Raw genomic sequence first — 20,850 nt, forward strand, 5'->3', positions numbered from 1 at the left:
GTGCAGCTATCCGGGTTTTAGTCCGGGCATTTTGAAAAAGTTAGCAGGTTCTTGAGAATTTATTTCAAAGGTTCGACATGCAATGTTGAAAAACTTTACTGCTTCATCCAAGACAGGTGCGTTCTGAACTTAGCATTAAACATATAAAAAAAAGTTTTCAACCCCTGCTAACCTTTTTCAGGTTTCCGGACTAAGTGCATTGACGGCGATGGTTTGCGATAATCATTACCCGATAATCCCCACTAGTATTACACCGTTCGAACCTAACCTGCTATGAAAACAAGTCGCCGTGGCGAAAGCATCCTGCTTGCCAGTCTGTTGATGCATTGTCTTGTACTTATCAGTACCCTTAATTCCATTGCACAGACAACCCCAGTCTTCCCATCGGTGAACATTGTTTCGCCCAACGCATCGGCTATTGCCAAGTTTGGTGACTATCCCGTCAATATGCATACAGGGGTACCGGAGATATCGATCCCAATCCATACCGTGAAGGAGGGTTCACTGGAGCTACCCATTAGTATTTCCTATCATGCCGCGGGCCTAAAAGTTCAGGAGGTCGCCAGTTGGGTCGGCGCGGGGTTTAGCTTGAACGCAGGTGGCGTCGTTAGCCGTACTGTGAAAGGTATGCCTGACGAGAAGGCCGGATTTGAGAACGATTCCTTCTTTTCGAACAACGGCTACTCCACCTATTTTATGGATGAGAATAATCTCACGGACTACCGCGATTTCCAGATTGGATTTCAGGACGGGGAACCTGATCTATTCTTTTTTACGGCCGGCAATCACAGTGGAAAGTTTTATATCCGCGGAGATAAGACGGCGGTGATGTTTCCGGAGTCGGATTACAAGGTTGAGATTCAGACCAAGACAGGTGCCAATACATATAATACCGTGGATTACATTCAAGGCTTTGTCATCACGGCACCCGATGGAACGCGTTATTATTTTGGCGTGAAAGCGGGTGGTAGTGACCCTCAGGCTATCGAGAAAGTGGATACGAAGCGGTATGAGTACAACGGGATGGCTACCTATTCAAATGTAATCAGCAGTTGGTATTTGTATAAAGTGGAGTCGGCAGACCGGAAGTACAAGATTGACCTCAACTACAGGGCCGAGACCTATGCCTACTATGATTACATCCCACAGCAATGCGCTAGCTGTTCAAGTTTTGTGCCGTTTAGTGTGGGGACGGAATACGTCAACCTGCTGAAAACCATGGTGACTGGCGTGGCGGTCAATCAGATCACGTCATCGAATGAGATCATCACGTTTGTAGTTCCGACTACAACGACTTATAGAGAAGATCTTGCGCGGAATACGGCGATCACTGCGGAAGAGGCAAACAATAGTGCGAAGGCCCTTTCCGAAATTAAGATTCAATCCACGCGGAGCACCTATTGCACGACGTACAAACTTACGCAGTCATACTTTACGAGCACGGCTGCTCAACCACAGAAACTTGATTTCTTCGGGACCTTTCAGTCCGATAAGAAACGCCTCAAGCTCGATGCCATTCAGAAGTTCGTATGCGAGTCAACAGTAAGTGAGCCACCTTACATTTTCAACTACTATGAACCCACTGCTGTTCCCAGACGATTGAGCTTTGGTCAGGACCATTGGGGATTCTATAATGGTGCCGAAACAAACGACAACCTGATACCGGCGCTTTCAGACGGAGTGACGACCGGCTTTGCATTGTTCGGTGACGATGATCGCGATTCACACTGGCCGCAGATGAGAGCAGGCACACTCCGGTCTCTGCGCTATCCCACTGGAGGAGGCACAGAGTTTATATACGAACCGAACAAAGTGAACACAAGTCAATGCCGGGTACAAAGCATTTCACCGACCGGCACGTCCACCAGCGCTGGCATGTCAACCGCTGCGGCGGAGTTTGGCACCGTTCTGCCCATTGATGTCGCCCAGCCCTCCATTTATTATTACACGTTTCAGTCACAGAGCACCGGTTCCGGCAGCCTCTACATTAACAATATGCTTGTCGCCAGTGTAGAGCCGGGACAAACAAAGAGTGATTACATTTTTCTGCCTACGGGAAGCCATACTGTGCAATGCAGCGCAGGCCCTGACAATGGCAGTGGCCAGGGCGTAACGGTGGTGATGTATACCACAACGTCCAATTGTGTGAGCGTTCCAAAAATAGTGGGTGGAATGAGGGTAAAGCGCATCGAACAATTTGGTATTGAGCGTTCACCAATACCCAGCAAGGACTTCGAATACGACCGTGCCAACTTATACAGTATCCCGGTCTATATCATGAAAATGAAACATGAGCTAGTTGCTGTGGGTGGCGAGCGACTTCTCGCGGGTGCAAGGCCGGATGGATGCCAGAATTCAGGGTTACCAACGGCGCCGCTATACGTTCGAAACTTCGTGTCGCCAACCACATTGCAACCGCTCCAAACGACACAGGGCTATCATATTGGTTACGGCTGGGTAAAGGAAAAGAATCCGGACGGAGGATACACGATCTATGAATATTCAGGCGCAAGCGTTCTTCCTTCCAACTGGCTTTCGCTGGAGGATGTAGCGGTCCGAAAGATCGATGCCTCCAAATGCCTGGTGAGCGATCCGAATTATTCTAGCGCACCGCTCCCGCATGATTTTACCAGAGGCAATCTGATCGGTAAAACCTTTTATGATAACTCCGGTCGAAAGATCACGCAAACTTTATATGAGCACCAATATGTTACCATGCCGGTTGGCATCTTCGGTGTTTCGACCTTAAGTCACCCTGACCCCGGAATTGGCACAGCGCTTCCAACACACTATTCAATGAAGACCTCAAAGCTGACAGCCAAAATTGAAACGCAACGGACATTCAATCCTTCCAATGAAGCCGAATATATTGAGTCGAAGACCCGAACGGATTATGCTTCAACGTGGCACAGCCAGGTAACCAAGACCACCGTTACGGATAACCTCGATGTAACAGAAGGCAGGTTTACCTATGTGCCTGATCTCACGGAGTGTAATGCTACGTGTGCAACATGTTCGCAGGACTATACAAATGGTGTTGCCGCACTCCAAATCTTTTATCGCGATAACACGACGGCCGTGTGTGGCTTTAATGGCGCAGGCTGTACGAACTTTGTGGGATGCGATCCGAATTATAATCCATGCAGTAATAATTCCGATTGCCGGATTTGTGCGTGGACGGATTACCAGTACAGGCTGAACGTTCTCCGTATGGCGTATACCACTTGCATTCAAACGTGCAAGAACACCAAAGACGGCTGTATCACAACGGGCATCGCCAACACCAACGCCGATATGAAGGCACTGCACAATATGGAGAGTGCCAACCAGATTGACATTCCTGTTGAAGTTTCGCAATGGAAGAATAACCAGCTTCTGGAGTCAACCTATTTCAAATTTGTACTGACCGATGCCAGCCCGGTTGGTGTTCGTGTGAAGGAGATTTATAAACGTACGCCGCTTACGCCAGCGACCGGACTCACTGCTATTGATTTGACAACTGGCGGCATTATTAAAGATGCTAAGTACAGTACTGTGCCCGAAGTGACCTATGAATATGCGAACGGACGCATCATTGAACAAACGGGTAGGGATGGCGTTAAGACCTCTTACATATGGGGATTCAGTAATACAGTCCCTATCGTGAAAGCCGTTGGTGTTAGTTACACTACTCTAAACACGGCCTATACGGCGGATCCGATCAACTTCAGATCGAACAGCACACTGGTTAATGCGCAGATAACGACATACGATTATGACCCCGTTGTTGGGATCGTCTCGATCACCGATCCTAACAGCCGAAAGCAAACCTACAACTATGATTTGTTAGGGCGATTAGTCCGCATCAAGGATCATGAAGGCAATGTTGTTGAGCAATACAAGTACTACTACCAGGGCCAGTAATCAGCAAACCGTTATGAAAATCAATTCAAAGAAATTTAGAATGTTGTTGAACATTCGCGTTTTGCTGGTCATGGCAATCATCATTGTCTCGAGCACCAGTTCCTATGCACAGTACTGTGTTGGACAAACGATAACTGTATCGCTTCCGCGCAACGTTGGGTGTGGTAGTGGTTTGGGTAGTAATGCTATGTGGGATGGAGCGAGCGGAGGAACTATATCGGACCCCGGCGGAACAGCCAGCGACTTCACCGTTACGTTTACAAGTACCGGAACCTTTCGTTTGATGCGGACCTTCTCGGGATGCGCGGTTTCTGTCGTGACCTCTGGCTGGTATACCATTTCAACAAAACCCGTTGGTCCGGTCGCGGGTGAACTCAGTCAGACAGCGGCCTGTAGTCAGGTAACGCTTACTGCGTCCGGCTCGTCAGCGGGTGCATATTGGCAAACGGCGCCATTGAACGAAGATCAAACTTACCAAACGACTAAGGTTGTCACAGCGACCGGCACCTATTATGCGAGGATGAAGGGTGGCGGTGCCTGTTGGAGCGATGCTGTTGCCGTAACGGTCTCTACGATACCCACGCCGACGACCAGCTCAATGATTGGCGGCAAGACAAAGCTTTATACGTTGAACGAAACGTTATCAACGATGGGGGTTGACGGTACAATTCAAGGGTACAGGTATGTAGAGAATGGAAGTACAACTGTTGACATTCCCAGCACAAGTTCAACTATCTCTGTCAGCATCACGAATACGGGCTCATCTATCATTTCACGCGAGTACAGAGCGAAAATAAATAAAGGCGGTTGTGTTTCTTATTCACAACCCACCACTGTAGTTGTCAATCCCCTCGGGACACCGACAAGGACAGCGTGCGTTGGGACGCAGACATCGCATTCGCTCAACTCGGGACCGTGCGGTGCCGGTACTGGAACCATTCAGATAATAGGCTCGGGGTCGGGTGGAACACCCAGCAGCAATGCAGCAGATTTTAACGTCACCTGGTCGACACCTGGTATTTATACCATCATCCGAAACTTCGAGGGTACCGGCTGTTCAACAACCTATATGACGGGCGAAACTGTGCAGGTGTACGCTCTGCCGGCAGCACCGCTGGCGAATCAAGTTTCTCAAACAAACTCCTGTGGACAAGTTACACTTTCCAGTTCGCTGTCTAATGTTTACTGGCAAAATACAGCACAGGAGATGACAACAACGTATCCGTCTCCAAGAACGGTTACGACGGCCGCAGACTACCATGCAAAAGTCAAAGATGCGAATGGTTGTTTCAGTCCTGCACGTACCGTGACCGTTTCAACTATTCCAGGTGTGCCAGTAGGGGGGCAGTTGGCGGGCGCAGGCACCTATGATGGATTTGCCAACAGGGATCTGAATCTTACGAATTATACCGGAACCATAAAAGAATATTGGTACAAGGAAAATGGAGGAACAGCCGTGAAGGTGACCTCCACAACGACACCGCTACCGGTACTTTTTTCTAATACCGGTGCTGTCAATTTGGTGCGGGAATACTGGGCCGTTGTTCAACTCAATGGATGTGAGGCGTTATCGTCAGTGGCCTTACTTACTGTGAAACCGCTCCCGGTTTCAGAGTTTCCGGTTGTCACCTATGAATGTCTAAGCGCAACAACCGTAAAACTGACGTCGAACGTGGCCTCCGACCAATGGTTCAATGCACCCACAGGAGGGACTCTTGTCAGCGCGACAAATGTGCTGAACAACGTTGCCGTCACCGCACAAACGCTATACATTGAACGCACGCTTCCGGGGAATGTAAAGTTCCGGACCCGTTATGACGTTGATGCCACCTTTGCTGAACGTTGTAAAGATCACCTAAACTATGTAAAGACATTTAAAACGCAAACCGCTCTGACGGCGCTCACTGAATCGGAGACGGCGGCCGCTGTGAAAAAGGACATTCAATATTTCGATGGCATTGGCCGGTTGGTACAGACCACGTCAATTAATGGCTCACCGTTATCCTTCGACATTGTAACACCGACGGTTTACGATAACAACGGGCGTGAGTACAGGAAGTATCTTCCTTTTGTCGCCACCGATGGAACCGGCTCATTCAAGACAATAACGTATGCAGCCAACGGAACTTACGCCAACAACTTTTATAATACTCCCACGAACAATATCATTGATGACACTCAACCATTCAGTGAAACGAACTATGAGTATTCGCCGTTGAACCGGACCTTAAAAGAATATGGGCCAGGATCGAACTGGTCGGCCGCCGACCAGAATCGTCCCATCACGTTTAAATATCTGCTCAACAACTATACTTCGTCCCTTGCCAATTTGACATTGCATGAGCGCGTAATTGCCTGGAAGATCAGTGCTACAGGGCTACCCACGAGAGCAGGCGTGAAGACAAACGTGATTGCAACAAATGGTTACTATGAGAGCAAACAGCTGACTATAAAATCAACGAAGGATGAAGACGGTCACGAAACGCGCGAGTATACCGATCAGGGTGGCCGCGTTATTCTCAAGAAAGTGCAGGCCATTGACAACGCCCACATGGACAGCGTTAATCATTGGGCTCAAACGTATTATCTATATGACGACTTCGGGCTTTTGCGATACGTGTTCCAGCCGGAACTGACGAAACACATCCTGTTGCAAACGGGATCCTACAGTCCGTCGACAACGGATCTGAACCGGTTTGCCTTCCAATATAAGTATGACAGTCTGAGACGCATGATTGAAAAGGTTGTGCCCGGTGCAGACGTGCAATACATGGTGTACGACAAGCTCGATCGATTAGTGCTGACGCAGGATGGAAATCAAAGGCAGGGTAAGAACGAATGGACGTTCACAAAATACGATAACCTGAACCGACCTGTGCTGACGGGTATTGTGGACATGGGCAGTAAGACCGTGGCCACCATACGCAACGATGCAAAGACTGCTATGCTTTCGGAGGCCCGCGGAACTATTGTTCACGGGTATACCAACAATGCCTATCCGTCGGTCGCGGATGAAACGAAGTACTTAACGGTGACCTATTACGATACCTACGATCAGGGCTGGACGGGATTTTCATATGTGGATGAAAATCTTCAGATGATTGTCAATGGCATTACGTACGATCAGCGGGACAACGCGCGCGCTACAGCAAAGGGATTCCAGACGGCATCCAAGGTCAAAGTATTAAACGGTACAACCAATACGTGGCTTCGTTCGGTCACGTGGTATGATGAGCATTACCGCGTCATTCAAACCATCGCCGATAATGTTCTTACCGGAAAGGATCGCGTCACCAGTTTGCTCGATTTCGATGGAACATTGCTGAAGGAAAGTGCTTCCTTCAACGGCTATCCGGTGGTTAAGCGTTTTGAATATGATCACGTGGGCCGACTTCTTAAAACCTATCACCAGGTAAATGGAACAACAGAAGTATTGCTGTCGAGCAATACCTATAATGAATTAGGACAACTCGTTCGAAAGGAACTTCACAGCAAAAACAGCGAACCTTTTAAACAACAGATCGACTATCGTTATAACATCCGCGGTTGGCTGGAGCGGATAAATGATAGTCAACTGAGTACTGCCGACGGCGGACCAAAGGATTACTTTGGTATGGAACTAGGATATAACAAGGCCACCACCGGTATACAGCCCAATGGCTTGTTCAGTGGAAATATAAGTGCCATGAAATGGAGTACCAATTTAGGGCTGGGCGGAACGGCACAGGCACCGAATGTTGGATCGCCGAAGGCTATGGCGTATAAGTTCACTTACGATGCATTGAATCGTCTTAAGGATGCTACCGCCTTTAGTTCTGAAAACTTTTCTACCTGGGATGATGGGAAGTTTCACGAACGTGTCCTCAAGTATGATCTTAATGGAAATATCGGTCGACTGCAGCGCGGGGCGAAGAGCGCAAGTTTGATTGATGATCTTTATTACTGGTATGGAGCCGCGGGTGCGAACACGAACCGGCTTCTTTATGTGCGTGATCTTGTTGCCACCGGTAGCGATCGCATCCAGGGTTTTGTTGATGGTCAAACCGGATCGGCAACCGACTATGACTACGACAACAATGGAAACCTCAAACATGATTTGAATAAGGGTATCGGTACAACACTTGCTGATGCCAGCAATCTGATCACGTATAATTTTCTCAATCTGCCACAAACCGTGACGAAAGGTGGCAACACAGTTAAGTACACGTATGATGCCACCGGACGGAAGTTGTCGCAGGAGACGGTGTTTGGTACAGTGACGAAACGCACCGACTACGTTGGTGAAGTAGTTTACGAAAACGGCGTGGCACAATTCGTATCGCACCCCGAAGGCAGGGTCGTACTGGCGAGTAACAAGCTGCTGTACATGCATGACGGCAAGAACCCTGGTGGCATGGATGTAGTCGGAGCTACACTTACACCCGTTGAAATAGACAAGGAGACATTCATCAAAGTTACTTCGAATGGAACCGTTAAAGCCGGAGCATTCCCGATAGGCGGAACGTTGGCTATAGGGGCGGGCAGCTATAAGATAAGGGTGAAGGGCTACACGCAGGCGGCCGGAAGTGCGGCTTATGTTCGCGTTCAGGTCGATGGTGTTGACTTGAACTGGCCGGGAGCGAAACTGGCAACAGGCCCGGTAACTGAGGCATGGACGGAACAGGTGGTCACGGTTGCTGCCAATGCACAATTAAAAGTTGGTGTCGCATGGAATACATCTACGTCGGGTGAAACGCTGCACATCAATGCGTTTGAAATCATTCAGGTGGGAACACTAACAACCCGCGACTACCAATACAACCTTAAGGACCATCTTGGTAACGTTCGCGTGACATTCAGTACGACCGACGAATTGGATGAAAGCACAGCAACATTTGAATCCAACAAAGTTGCCGAGGAGAGCAGCAAGTTCGTTTACTATGACGAAGCTGTAAGAATTAATGCACCGCTTTTCGATCACACTGCTCAATCAGGCAGTGATGCAGGTATATATTTTTATCGTGGTATAAATCTGAATGGTCCTGCAACAACTATCGACGGAAATCCCTGGGTTGCCAGCGCAACAGCACAGAACTTCACCTGGACTGGCTATGGCACATTTGAGAACCAAAACATTCCGTTGATTCCTGCTACCGATGCGAACCGCACGTCGATGCTTCGTGCATCGATTTGGGGCGACGTGAACATGACGGTGTCCAGTGTTCCTAACGGTACTTATGATATTTACCTGTACGTGTGGGAGGACAGCTATACACAGGATTATGTAGTGAATGTTGAAGGTGTACAACGCCTGTCCAACTATAACAGTGGTACCCCAGGTACATGGACAAAGCTTGGACCCTTCCGCACCTCGATCACCGATGGCAATATTACCCTTTTCGCTTCGGGTGTTTGTAATCTGTCGGGACTTGAATTGTGGACCGTGAGTCAGGCCGCTGGCAATCAGGCACCGGTTGTCGCTTCGTACCTGTTGGATAAATCTGTGGTAACAGGGCAGACGCTTACGTACCAGTTTCCCTTGCACAGTTTTATGGATCCTAATGCGGGCACTACATTGACTTACACGGCTACGCTTGCGAGCGGTGCAGCATTACCATCGTGGTTAACATTCAATGCCGCCACACGAACATTCACGGGTAGCCCGGCCGCTGCGAACGCCGGATTCTATGATGTTAAGGTAACAGCGAACGATGGTGCAGGCGGAACGGTGAGCGACGTGTTCATGATTACCGTGACGCAACCCGGCACAACGGCATTTTATCGCGGCATCAACATCAACGGCCCTGCACTTACGATTGACGGCAACAGTTGGCAAGCTGGATTATCCAATCCCAACCTCACGTTCGCTAACCAGGCAGGAGTATTTGAAAACCAGAGTGTAACGTTGATCCCGGCAACCGATGCGAACCGTGCAACGATGATACGCTCTTCGGTATGGGGTAACGTTCCTTCCGTTACGGTTTCAGGGATTGCAAATGGCATGTATGACATTTACCTCTATTTATGGGAGGATAATGGTGCGCAAGACTATAGCATTTCTGTTGAAGGCGCGGTTGTGATCAACAACTATAACAGCGGCGTCGGCGGTACATGGTCAAAGCTCGGTCCGTTCCGTGTTATCATTGGAGATGGTAACCTGAACTTTTCGGCAGCGGGTGGTCATGCGTGCTTCTCCGGCGTTGAGCTGCGGTCGGTAACGACAACGAATGTTGCCGTGACGGGATTGACTATATCGCCTGCAAGTCTTGATGTTCTTGTCGGCAAGCAGGCACAGGTTAGTCGTACTATTGCACCAGCGACTGCTACCAGCAGGAGTGTTACGTGGTCGTCAAACAACAACGCGATTGCCATCGTGAACAATGACGGATGGGTTACGGGTGTAGCGCCAGGTGTAGCCATCATCACGGCGAGCATCAATGGCTTCAGCCAGCAGGCAACGGTAACCGTGAAGAACACGCCCAGCAGTTATTCTACGCGACTGAGAGGTACGACGACTAACGAGAAGTATGGAGTGGCGAAGAGCCTCAGTGTGATGCCTGGTGACATCATTACCACAGAGGTATTTGTGAAGTATTTGGATCCTGTATCCACCAATTGGAACGCAGTTGCCACAAACCTCATTTCGACTATTGCAACGGGTGGGGCACCGGTCAACACGTTAGTTGACGGCGGCGCCGCGGGAAGTATCGGATCGTCCGTGTTTCCGTTCCCGGGACTGGTATCGAGAACTACTGATCCGGGCACAGGACCAAAGGCGTACCTGAACTACATTGTGTTTGACAGGAACTACAACTTCAAGACGGCCGGCTTTAAGCGTGTAACAACGGCGGCAAGGGAGACCGGCACCGACGTGCCTCATGAACGACTCGCGTTTGAGGGTACGGATAAGATCGTGATTGCAGAGCCGGGATATGTGTATATTTATCTGAGCAATGAGAACGATACGCCGGTGGATGTATTCTTTGATGATTTCAAGGTGACGCATCAGAAGGGAAATATTATAGCGACGAATGAGTACTATCCGTTTGGGTTGACGTTTAATAGTTATCAGAGGGAGAGTTCGGTTGAGAATAGATTCAAATTCCAGGGACAGGAGCATGTTGACGATCTGAATCTTGGATGGGAATCGTTCGAATGGAGAAATCATCAGCCTGAAATTGGAAGGTTTTTTAATGTGGACCCTCTAGCAGAGGAGTTTTATTACAACTCTTCTTACGCATTTAGTGAAAATAAGGTGACAAGCCATATCGAGTTAGAGGGTTTGGAAGCGTGGGATATCAAGAATGAGTGGAGTGAGGAATATACTAAGAAGTACAGTGCCTTTGTCGGACAAAGGGCTCGTGAAATTCAGGATTCTGGAGTGGAATGTACTTGTGAGGACTTTGCAGTAAATGTACTTATCGACTTTGCTTCAGAGAATAACCTACCCGTCACATTTGAGAATGGTACGGGCACATATGATGCTTCAAATGTTGCCTACACAGATATTGAAGCATTTAAGAGTGATGTTCTAAAAACTACTGGAGCCGCCGACTTGGCCAAAACGACAACAGAAGTTTCTAAAACGGATGTTGCCCCAGGCGATTTGTTCCTTCATAAAAATGATAAAGGTAGAATTAATCATACTCAAGTTGTCACAGGAACAACAAATGATGTAATTACAATTAAACAAGGCAATTTTAAAGAGGCACCCGAACTACTCTGGAATAGATCTTCAGATCCAAAATCAAAATTTTATATAGGTACTGAAATCCAGAATGGTACTTATCTTCGCCTAAACGGAGATTACATAAGAGGCAACAGTCGAACTGAAGGCTTGCTCAATTCGGATAGAATTCAAGCAAGAAAATGGAACTTCCAGTTATTCAATTTTAGAAATAAATTGCATCAAGTAAGTAGTGGAAAATGACATTAAGAATTTTGAAAGGATTACCGATGATGATTGCTGGTCTAATAGCATTCTTGTGTCTCACGCTAATTGTCTTTGCAAAGCAATTGCCTTTGGAATTTCGAACAGACTACTCCGTTTACTTTCTACCGCACACTGACCTGCTAATCGTAATTAACTTTTTAATAGGGATGATTGTGTATTTTCGAAAGCGAATAATGCTTTTTTCCTTTATCCTACTGTCCTTGGTGACCTACTATTTGTTCTTTAATGTCTATTCATCCTTGTCTCCTTGGTGAATATTATTCATAACTGTAAAGAAAAAAGGCAGTCTCCGTTATATGTAAGCTACCCTGAAGTTCGGCCAATTGGTAGACATGAAAAATCAAAGTCACGAGACACAAATCGCCAAGGCGATCAATGAAGAAGAGGCCATCAAGAAGGCATAGGAGGTCTCCCGAGAGATATGCAGGCCAGCGAGGTTAACAAGATAACGAATTTACAAAAGGTGGTGCTTGCGCAACATAGGCTGATGCTTTGGTACTATATAAATGGTATTCTGGCTGAATGCGTGAGGGCCGGTATGATCCCACGAAGCTTATTGGGCAGCTGCTGGCAGTCATTCACTACCTGAAATTATTCTTGAAATCACCTTTGCCTGAAGAGTATCCTAGTCTGAGGGAAAGATGACTTTAAGTATTCACCTTCTGACATCGATGCTCCATAAGCTTTTAAAGTACGCAGTTTCTTGAGGTTCGCCAGTTTTTCAACTTCAGCCCAGAGATCGAGGTCGTTGAAGCTGATGTCAAGGGTTTCGAGGTGAGGCAATGTAAAAAGACTTTGAGGAAGCTGTTTCAATCCAAGGCCCGGTAATGACAGGCTTGTCAAACCTGTCATCAGGCCTATGGTCTCGGGGATTTCGATGTGTTGTCCCACGCTAACTTTTGAGACAACACCTTCCATGTATCCATATCCGACCCAGCCTTCCTCGGCAATCTCAATGTTGAGGACTTTTGTCGACTGGTGATTGCGAAAGACCTCGGACAGGTATGCTGTTGAGAGAGTATCGTCCAAAAGCAGAATACTCAGGCTGTCGCGGGAAAATTTAATACTGTTTTGTTGAGCGTTCAATGCGAACGGGAATAAGAGAACGGATGTTGCAAACAACAATAATAGTTTCACTATTCGAATGTCTCAACTTTGCCGGAGAACGGAAATAGATGGAAAGCAATAGTGTTGTAAAAGCAATTTTTAACAAGGCCCTGGTATACCTATTAAGCTGCACCTTCTCCCGACCGAGTCGTCCGAGTCATCCTGTCTTAATATCATTTGGCGGCCATCAGCATCGGTGAATACTATCTCGAGAACACTAAGGTCTGTATTCATCATGCCCGTATATGCAGTGCCGTCGTCATAGTGTATCTCGACGGTGCCATGGTCCCAACCCCCACCGCCACTTGCCATGGAGAGTGGAATCCAGGAACCATTGTCGTACTGTATAACATACTTGCTGATTGTGCAGAAGGTTCCGCTTGGCTGACCTTGAAACGAGGCGCGTAAATGATAGCAAGACATTTGTGTCGTTCCATCGGGGCCTACGAAGTTCACATCGTACCAGTAGTTGCTCAGGTCAACCTGTACGTAGGTGCTCGGTATAGGAGGAGGGAGCACAATATTTGCCGGCGGATATACGCCAGGAGGTGGTGCGGCGAGTACGGTAAACGGATAAGACACATACGCATTGGCGTCGATGCCGTAGTAGAGTCTAACGGTACGATTACCCGGCGGAATGTTGCCCGGCACCTTCGTGGTGACATAATTAAATGCCTGTTGATTGATGCCTGTTTCGGGAAGGCTTGCTGCCATATAAGGAGTTTCACCCACCATCATGACGACCTTCCTGACGATGTCGAGATTCGTGCCCGTCATGAGGAAGGGCCAGTTCACCGGATTGTCTTTAGGAGCGAGCTTTGTTACGTTAGGAAGGCCGAGCAGGACAAACCCTCTGCTGGCAGTTACCTGTGCTGCTGTTGATACCACGACGTTCACGGCTCTTGAAACAACGGCAGGGATAGTCGCAGGAATCTTCACTTTGATGCGGGAATCGGATTCTCTTGTGAAGGCAGCCGTGGTGCCATCGATCGTTAAGGTGCTTACGTCGTTAAAGTTTTCGCCCGTCAGTTCGATCTCCTGATACCACGTTGCGCGCTGCGGACTGATATCGTTGATCTTCGGCGCACCTGCAACGGTAAAGCTATTCTGACTCTGAACGCCAGCAGCGCTTGCATCAGTTTTCACAGTGATCCTTCCGTTAGATGCGCCGGCCGGGACTGTAACAACCAACTGCGTCGGTGTAATTGATTTGATGAGCGCCTGGATTTGTCCTCCGAAGAGCACGACAGGATTGTGTTGAAGATTGGTTCCTGATATCGTTACATCGGACCCGATACTGCCCGACGAAGGAGAAAAAGAACTGATCATCGGAGCTGCAAGCACTTCGAAGTTTGACGCACTGGTGATGGTTCCACCGATAGTTGTAATTGTGATGGGACCTGTGACGGCACTGTTGGGTACTGTTACGACGATGGTCGTCGCGGTGTTGCTCTTCTTTACGGCGGTGATGTTAGAAGAAAACTTCACCGTGGCATTTAAAAGATATTGTCCGATTAATGTTACGTCTGATCCGATCCCACCGCGCGCAGGAGCTATGCTCGTCAGAACAGGCTTAGTGATCACGGTGAAGTCTTCCGGGCCTGGTGCGTTGTTCACCAGTATCCTTCCCGTTGTAGCATTGGCAGGTACCTGACATATAACTTCGGTGGCCGTAGAAGAAACTACAGTAGCGAGAACGTGATCGGCGAAATGAACTTCAGGATTATCGGGGAAGTTACTTCCCCTGATCGTTACCACCGTTCCCGGGGAACCTTCCTTCGGTGTCATGCTTGTCACGGTGGGCGTGCCGGCAATGACGAGGGTGTTCTTCGACTCGGCCGTAATTGATCCGAGGCTCACCACCACCTTAGCACTTACTGCATTCTGCGGAACGACAAACTGAAATGAATTGGCGCTGCCCTGAGTGACGACGATATTTACATTACCCAGCTTTGCCGTTACACCATCAAGGTTATATCCTGTTACCGTTACCGTTGCGCCGCGAGTTGTAGACGAAGGACTCACCTCTGTTATATAGGGAGTTCCCTTCACATTGAAGACGGCATCGGACTCCGCTATACCTGCAGGTGTCTGAACACAGACATGGCCGCTCTTAGCTCCGTCCGGTACGCGCGTCTTAATCTGCGTGTCGGTGTTATCAATTATCTCCGCCTTCGTATCGGCGAACTTCAGCAGAAACGCGTTGCCAAGATTCTTTCCCGTTACGATTACTTCGGTGTCTACGCTGCCGGAAGTCTTGCTAAGCGTTAAACTCTCAGGTGCTCCTGCAATGATCAGTTTTTCATTCGTCTGATCGAATCCGGCGTTGCTGGCAAAGTATATCGTGTCGCTCTTTGTTCCCTCGGGAATCCGAATTTCTGCAACATCGGCTCTAGAGCTTAGGATTTCAGCCTGAACATCACCAATCATAACATAGTTGGGATTGTCGAGATTCGAACCGATTACCCGTACCGTTGATCCGATCGGCGCCGACTTCGGATTCATTGATTGAATATCGGGAGGTGGCAGGATATTAAAGTTAAACGGTTGCTCGCCAGTGCCGGAATCTGATTTGAGATACAGATCAACGGCACCCGGAGATAAACCTTTCGGAACAATGACGAATACCGTATCACCTTTTATCTGCAATGGCTTGACTGTAATAGATTTATTGTTGCCTGAGAATTCAACGCCGGTAGTTCCATTGGTAAACTGAGCGACGATCTTTATCGTAACACAGGCGCAGCTTCCGGCTTCATTGGGATACACGTTTCGTATTCTCGGTGAAGGAGGAACCAGAACTATCTCCAGTATTTCAGAGCTGCCGAAGTCGGTCGTGACGTATAGTTTGGCCGTTGTTCGCTCGCTCACCTTTGGAACAACGAATTGTAACGAGGTAGTTTCGATATTAACGGCTTCATGGGGAGCATCGTCGATGATCACTTTTGCGCTTCCATGAAAGTAATTGCCGCTCAGCGTTGCAAGCGATTCAGAGACAAAGGTTGGATCGGCGGGAGCTTCTACCTGAGGAGGAAAGCTCACGTCGTCACGAATGCAGCCAGCGACCAGCAGCAATATTGTCAACAAGCGGGTAACTAGTGCTTTCATTGTGTCAATAAAAATCTAACACTGGAGAACTTGCCTTTTTTGTCGCGCGCGACGACAGTATACGCACCGGACGACCACGTTCGGGCGTTAATGAATGATTCGCCGCTGCTTTCAGCAAGGCCCTTGTGCACCAGCTGGCCCTGAGCGTTAATGATATCAAAGCCGGTAAGCGCCGAAGGTTCATATTGCATGTGAATTTCACCGATGGCAGGATTGGGTGCTATGGAAACGCTGATGATGACCTCGTTCGATACAGCAGTGATCATGCACTCGTTTTTCCAGCTAATAGAAGACTCACAAAACGCCGTCTTCTTATGAATGATATAGTTTCCTAGCGACTTTAACTCTGTAAGGTCGAGGTGTTCGTTGCTGCCCTCTTTGGTGAGATACCAGTCGCCGTAAGTGTTGTTGAGGTCTTCCACGATGTCGGACCAGCGAAATTCTAAGTCGCTACCTATATCACAGCTGTTATTATTTTTCAGACGAAGATCCGGTTTCGGATTCACTGTGATCAGTGTGCTTTCGGAGATCGTGGTGCCCGAGCATCCCCGAACCTGGCAGGTATAATAGCCAGAGCGTTGAACGTCTGCCGCTGTTAAGTGAAGTTCTTTCGTCTTTGATCCAGCTACGCCGTTGCCGTCACTGATAGCCGTCCCGTTATGCAGCCAGATGATCTCGTTCACGTCGCCCGTTACGTCGATGCTCAGCTCAACGTCTTCATCAGAGCAGATCGTTGTTGATGCGGCCTGTTTGGTGATGGCAGGCGCAGAACGGAGTTCTACAACAGACTCAGGGGAGGTCTTCTCTGTATTACAACCTGATGTGATGCGGCAACTGTATTTGCCCGCGTCGTCCTTTGAAAGTTGTGCGATGTACAGCTCGTAGGTTTTGCTGCCGCTGATCCTGTTATTATCACTTAAAGGAGTGCCATTCTTCAGCCATTGATAAGCGCGCACGTCGCCCGAGACACTGGCCGTCATGACCAGCAGATCGCCGGCACATTTCAGGCCGCCACCATCGACAGACAGTATCGATGCCGTTGCACCGATCGCCAATGTGCTTGCCTCGCTGATCAATTCTTTTCCGCAGGGACCGGTTACAACACAAACATAGGCACCTGCTTCTGCAGCCGTAGCGTTGCTGACTACCAGTGTTGATGTAAGTGCTCCACTATACTTTCCGCCATTTGAAATCAGTACGTCGCCCTTTTTCCAACGGTATGTAGATGATGCTCCGCTGGAGGTAACGCTGAACATTGCCTGACTTCCAGCGCAGACCGCTATATCTTTGGGATGGCTGGTGATCTGTACATCGCCGGGTATAGTTACCGTTGATGCATCCGAAATAACATTCACGCCACATCCTCCGCTCACTTCACACCGATACTCGCCCGCATCATTTGCTTCGAGGGCAGTGATGGAAAGTGTGGGTGATGAGGCTCCTGTTATCCGGGTATTGTTTGTAATGTAGACATTGTTCTTCTTCCATTTGTAGGTGAGGCCGGAGCCCGCCGCGACCACTGTGAGCGAGAGATTGCTTCCAGCGCATCCGTTGTAATTATCCGGAGAATCGACGATTGTAGTAGGGGACAGTAATGAAAGTTCTGCAGGCTGAGACATCAATGGTGAAGCACCACAGTCGTAGGTGATCTCGCATCGATAGGTGCCCGCCTGATTTGCGGTAACAGACCTTATTGTGAGAGTCGGAGTAGAAGTGCCAGTAGTCTGGGCGTTGTCTGTCAGTGCAACGTTGCCTTTCATCCATCGGTACCTTACGTTTCTTCCGCCACTCGAAGCTACGGTGAACGATGCATCGATTCCGCTGCAGACAGCCGCGTTGTCGGGTTGATCTGTAATCTGAGGAGCGACGCCGACGCTGATGTTAATGTCGGCAGTTTTGGCTCGGGTGCCGTTGCACTCGTCGACCACTTCGGCAAAGTAAGTACCCTGATCATCGAAGGAGATGTCGTTGATGGTAAGGGTAGTAGTGCTGGTGCCGGCGTACTTAACAGAATTAGGAAGTTGGATGTTGCCTGAGGGTGTCTTGCGATACCAGTAGTATAGCGGCTGAGTTGCGTCGGCTTGAAACGTGAAAGTGATGTCCTGGCCGGAACAGGTTTCTACTGATGCTGGTGAATTGATGATAGTTGCAATTCTATTTGCGCAGGATACTAACTCCGACGCGCATCCATCTCCTACGAGGATGACGTTACCATTCTGACTGTTGTAACCCATGAAGATACCCTGACTCGGATAGCGCCAGTTAAATGTGCCGTCGATCTGGTACTTTGCGTACAACCAATTTCTCTGAAGAAAGCTTATTCTGTAATTTATATAGTACGCGCCGTTATAAACATCAGATAGGATGACTTCAGCAAACGTTCCGTTAGCGCTCAGCACCAGAACGGGATCGAGGTTGTCGTCAATTTTATACAATCTGAAAGGTTGCTGGAACTCAACTTGTGAGATGTATAGATTGCCCCGAACGAAAGTGAAAGGCGAACCAAAAGAAGGGATGTCCATTTGAATTTGTTTCTCGGGTGCCACCGATGCGGAATTTGCATCGACTGCACCAACGGAGTATATGTCACGAAACAGAATGGGATCATAACCCTTGTAAAGCAAAAGGAGATTGCCATTGGAAGAGATATAGAACTCGCCTGTTCTGTTCTGTGTGTCTGTGTCTATAAAAACCCAGGGATCACCTGAGGTGTTTAGAGCCGCAACGCCAAAACCAGTATACTTCTTCACTACCCATTGAGCCTGAAGTGATGAGGTGTACTCCTTGTAAGAAACATAGATTTCTCCGGCGTCGGATTCACGAATAGTTGGTGTGGTTATATAGTTGTTTCTCGCATCGACAAAATCCGATATAATCGGACGGCGAACCTCATTGCCATTGGGATCATATACAACAAGCATTGCTTGTGCATTGTCGGCAGACAATCGTGCAGTTTCGAATGTGAAGATATAGCCCGTCTTAGAGACGTAACAGTAACTGCTACTAAAAGTAATCGCTTTTGCGTCGTTCCAGACGGGAGTTCCATTGCTGAGAAATTTGTCAAGGCGATTATCATAAGTGTCAGTCACCTCATTATAACGGCTCGACCTTACGTATGCGTTGTCGGCGTTATCAATCCACACATCCCCTTGATACCAATAAGCAGGCACTTCACGACGCCAACCGCCGCCATTTATTCCCGACTTGACAAGGTAGTCCTTGCCTTGATCCATATCGTGGCCGTAGATATAATCTCCATGGCGCAGATAGGGCATCATCATGTCGTCGATTGGATGGCAGACAGGGTACACGTTGTACTGCCCAAAGGAATCGATACACCCCAGGAGGGCAAGCAGCATCAGGCAGCGCACAACGAGATTTCGCATGAGGAGGGGAGCAATGGGTTGACTAATCTATCGAAAAGGGAGGAGAAAGCAATAGAGAAATTAAGAATTAAGAATTAAGAGTTAAGAATTAGCTGTCACGACCTGCGGTCGTGCAGTCGGTTTAAGAGGGTGTGTAGGTGGAAGCGGATGCGGGGGGAACCTACTTAGTTAGAAATATTAAAGGCAGGCTTCGAAGGCTTGCGTCAAGTGAAAGTTGTGATAACAAGCTGTGATAACAATTACTTCATGCAAAACCGAATTCAGGGATACCACGTGAGCCCTATTTGAAGTAGCTTTCTTATAGATCAACTGTTACCCCCTATGTTCACCCTAATGACCTGGAATCTTGAAAATTTGTTCCGCCCGGCGCAGGCGGACTCGTCCGATGTGAAGCAAGCCTATCAGCTCAAACTTCAACTGCTGGGCGCCGTCATTGCACAGCATGATCCTGACATGATCGCGCTTCAGGAAGTTGGCGGACTGGAGCCTCTCAGTGATTTGCAGGCTGCCTGCAGTGGCAACTATCCGCATGCCGAAGTTTCCTTGTTCCCCGACGACCGCGGAATACGGGTAGCGGTGTTGTCGAAGAAGGCGATTGTCGAGCGTGAGGACCTGGTTGACTTTCCTCCCGGGCCGGCCTGCGACATTAACAACCTGACGGCTGGAGGCGGAACGATTCCTATTGTCCGAATGGGACGCGGCGCGCTACGCGTGCGTGTAGCCCATAACGGAGGAACGATCGATGTTATCGCCGCGCACCTGAAGTCCAAGTTGCTGACATTTCCGAGGCCAGGAGGGAACAGCGCGTTCTCCACCAGCGACGAAAGGGAGCGCGCTCAGGTTGCCGGCATTGCGTTGATGAAACGATCGGCCGAAGCAGTGACCTTACGAACAAGGATCAGTGATTTTCTGAAAGGCAACAAGACGAATCCTTTGATACTCGCCGGTGACTTCAACGACGTTCCGGAAGCACAGACGTCGCTGATACTGTGCGGTCCTCCGGGAAGTGAAATTGGGACGAGAGGATTTGATCAGACCGATGCAGGTGATGATCAAAGGCTGTGGAACCTTACGAATGCGATAACTGATCCGGCGAGGAGGTTCTCGCGTATTCACAACGGTCGGGGTGAAATGCTGGATCAGATATTTGTATCGGAGGAACTGCTTCCGGTTCAAGCGAACAACAAGCGGAAGTTGCCGACGGTTGATAGTTTGATTGATTTTGCACAGATGCCGAGCATTGGTGATAATCCTAACGAGCGGGCTACAGCACCGTCACCGGATCATGCGCCGGTGAAGGCAGTGTTTGATGTGTAGAATTTTAGTCGATGAGAATTTCTAATAGGGACGTTAAACAAAATAGAAAAGGCGCTGACTCAACATCAACGCCTTTTTGGTTCCTGAGAGTTGTTA

6 protein-coding genes are annotated in these 20,850 nt (G+C 48.6%); 3 read left to right on the forward strand and 3 right to left on the reverse strand.

Annotated features, from left to right (window positions below):
- The first annotated feature begins 273 nt into the window (after positions 1-273).
- Together WBG78_RS04940 and WBG78_RS04945 are read left to right on the forward strand one after the other, a co-directional pair.
- A complete protein-coding gene (locus tag WBG78_RS04940; RefSeq protein ID WP_337325263.1) occupies positions 274-3,903 on the forward strand; it encodes a hypothetical protein in 3,630 nt (1,209 codons plus the stop codon).
- 13 nt (positions 3,904-3,916) lie between these two features.
- Positions 3,917-11,812, forward strand: coding sequence for a DUF6443 domain-containing protein (locus tag WBG78_RS04945; RefSeq protein WP_337325264.1), 7,896 nt, complete (start codon positions 3,917-3,919; stop codon positions 11,810-11,812).
- Positions 11,813-12,439: 627 nt separating this feature from the next.
- Here WBG78_RS04945 and WBG78_RS04950 read toward each other — a convergent pair.
- From WBG78_RS04950 to WBG78_RS04960, 3 genes are all read right to left on the reverse strand, one after another.
- The gene (locus tag WBG78_RS04950; protein WP_337325265.1) at positions 12,440-12,973 is read right to left on the reverse strand and encodes a hypothetical protein; all 534 of its coding nucleotides are present in this window, start codon (positions 12,971-12,973) and stop codon (positions 12,440-12,442) included.
- A gap of 69 nt (positions 12,974-13,042) precedes the next feature.
- On the reverse strand, positions 13,043-16,051 hold the full coding sequence (locus WBG78_RS04955; RefSeq protein ID WP_337325266.1) for an IPT/TIG domain-containing protein: 3,009 nt from the start codon (positions 16,049-16,051) through the stop codon (positions 13,043-13,045).
- The gene (locus WBG78_RS04960; RefSeq protein WP_337325267.1) at positions 16,048-19,437 is read right to left on the reverse strand and encodes an immunoglobulin domain-containing protein; all 3,390 of its coding nucleotides are present in this window, start codon (positions 19,435-19,437) and stop codon (positions 16,048-16,050) included. The genes WBG78_RS04955 and WBG78_RS04960 overlap by 4 nt, the downstream gene beginning before the upstream one ends.
- A gap of 321 nt (positions 19,438-19,758) precedes the next feature.
- Here WBG78_RS04960 and WBG78_RS04965 point away from each other — a divergent pair, with 321 nt between their 5' ends.
- On the forward strand, positions 19,759-20,754 hold the full coding sequence (locus WBG78_RS04965; protein WP_337325268.1) for an endonuclease/exonuclease/phosphatase family protein: 996 nt from the start codon (positions 19,759-19,761) through the stop codon (positions 20,752-20,754).
- Positions 20,755-20,850: the final 96 nt, after the last annotated feature.

The organism is Chryseolinea sp. T2, assembly GCF_037203685.1.
Taxonomy (GTDB): domain Bacteria; phylum Bacteroidota; class Bacteroidia; order Cytophagales; family Cyclobacteriaceae; genus Chryseolinea.

Bases quoted from the DNA above. Each gene is read 5' to 3' on its own strand.
- WBG78_RS04940 (WP_337325263.1), top strand. From the start codon at position 274: ATGAAAACAAGTCGCCGTGGCGAAAGCATCCTGCTTGCCAGTCTGTTG.
- WBG78_RS04945 (WP_337325264.1), top strand. From the start codon at position 3,917: ATGAAAATCAATTCAAAGAAATTTAGAATGTTGTTGAACATTCGCGTT.
- WBG78_RS04955 (WP_337325266.1), bottom strand. From the start codon at position 16,051: ATGAAAGCACTAGTTACCCGCTTGTTGACAATATTGCTGCTGGTCGCT.
- WBG78_RS04960 (WP_337325267.1), bottom strand. From the start codon at position 19,437: ATGCGAAATCTCGTTGTGCGCTGCCTGATGCTGCTTGCCCTCCTGGGG.
- WBG78_RS04965 (WP_337325268.1), top strand. From the start codon at position 19,759: ATGTTCACCCTAATGACCTGGAATCTTGAAAATTTGTTCCGCCCGGCG.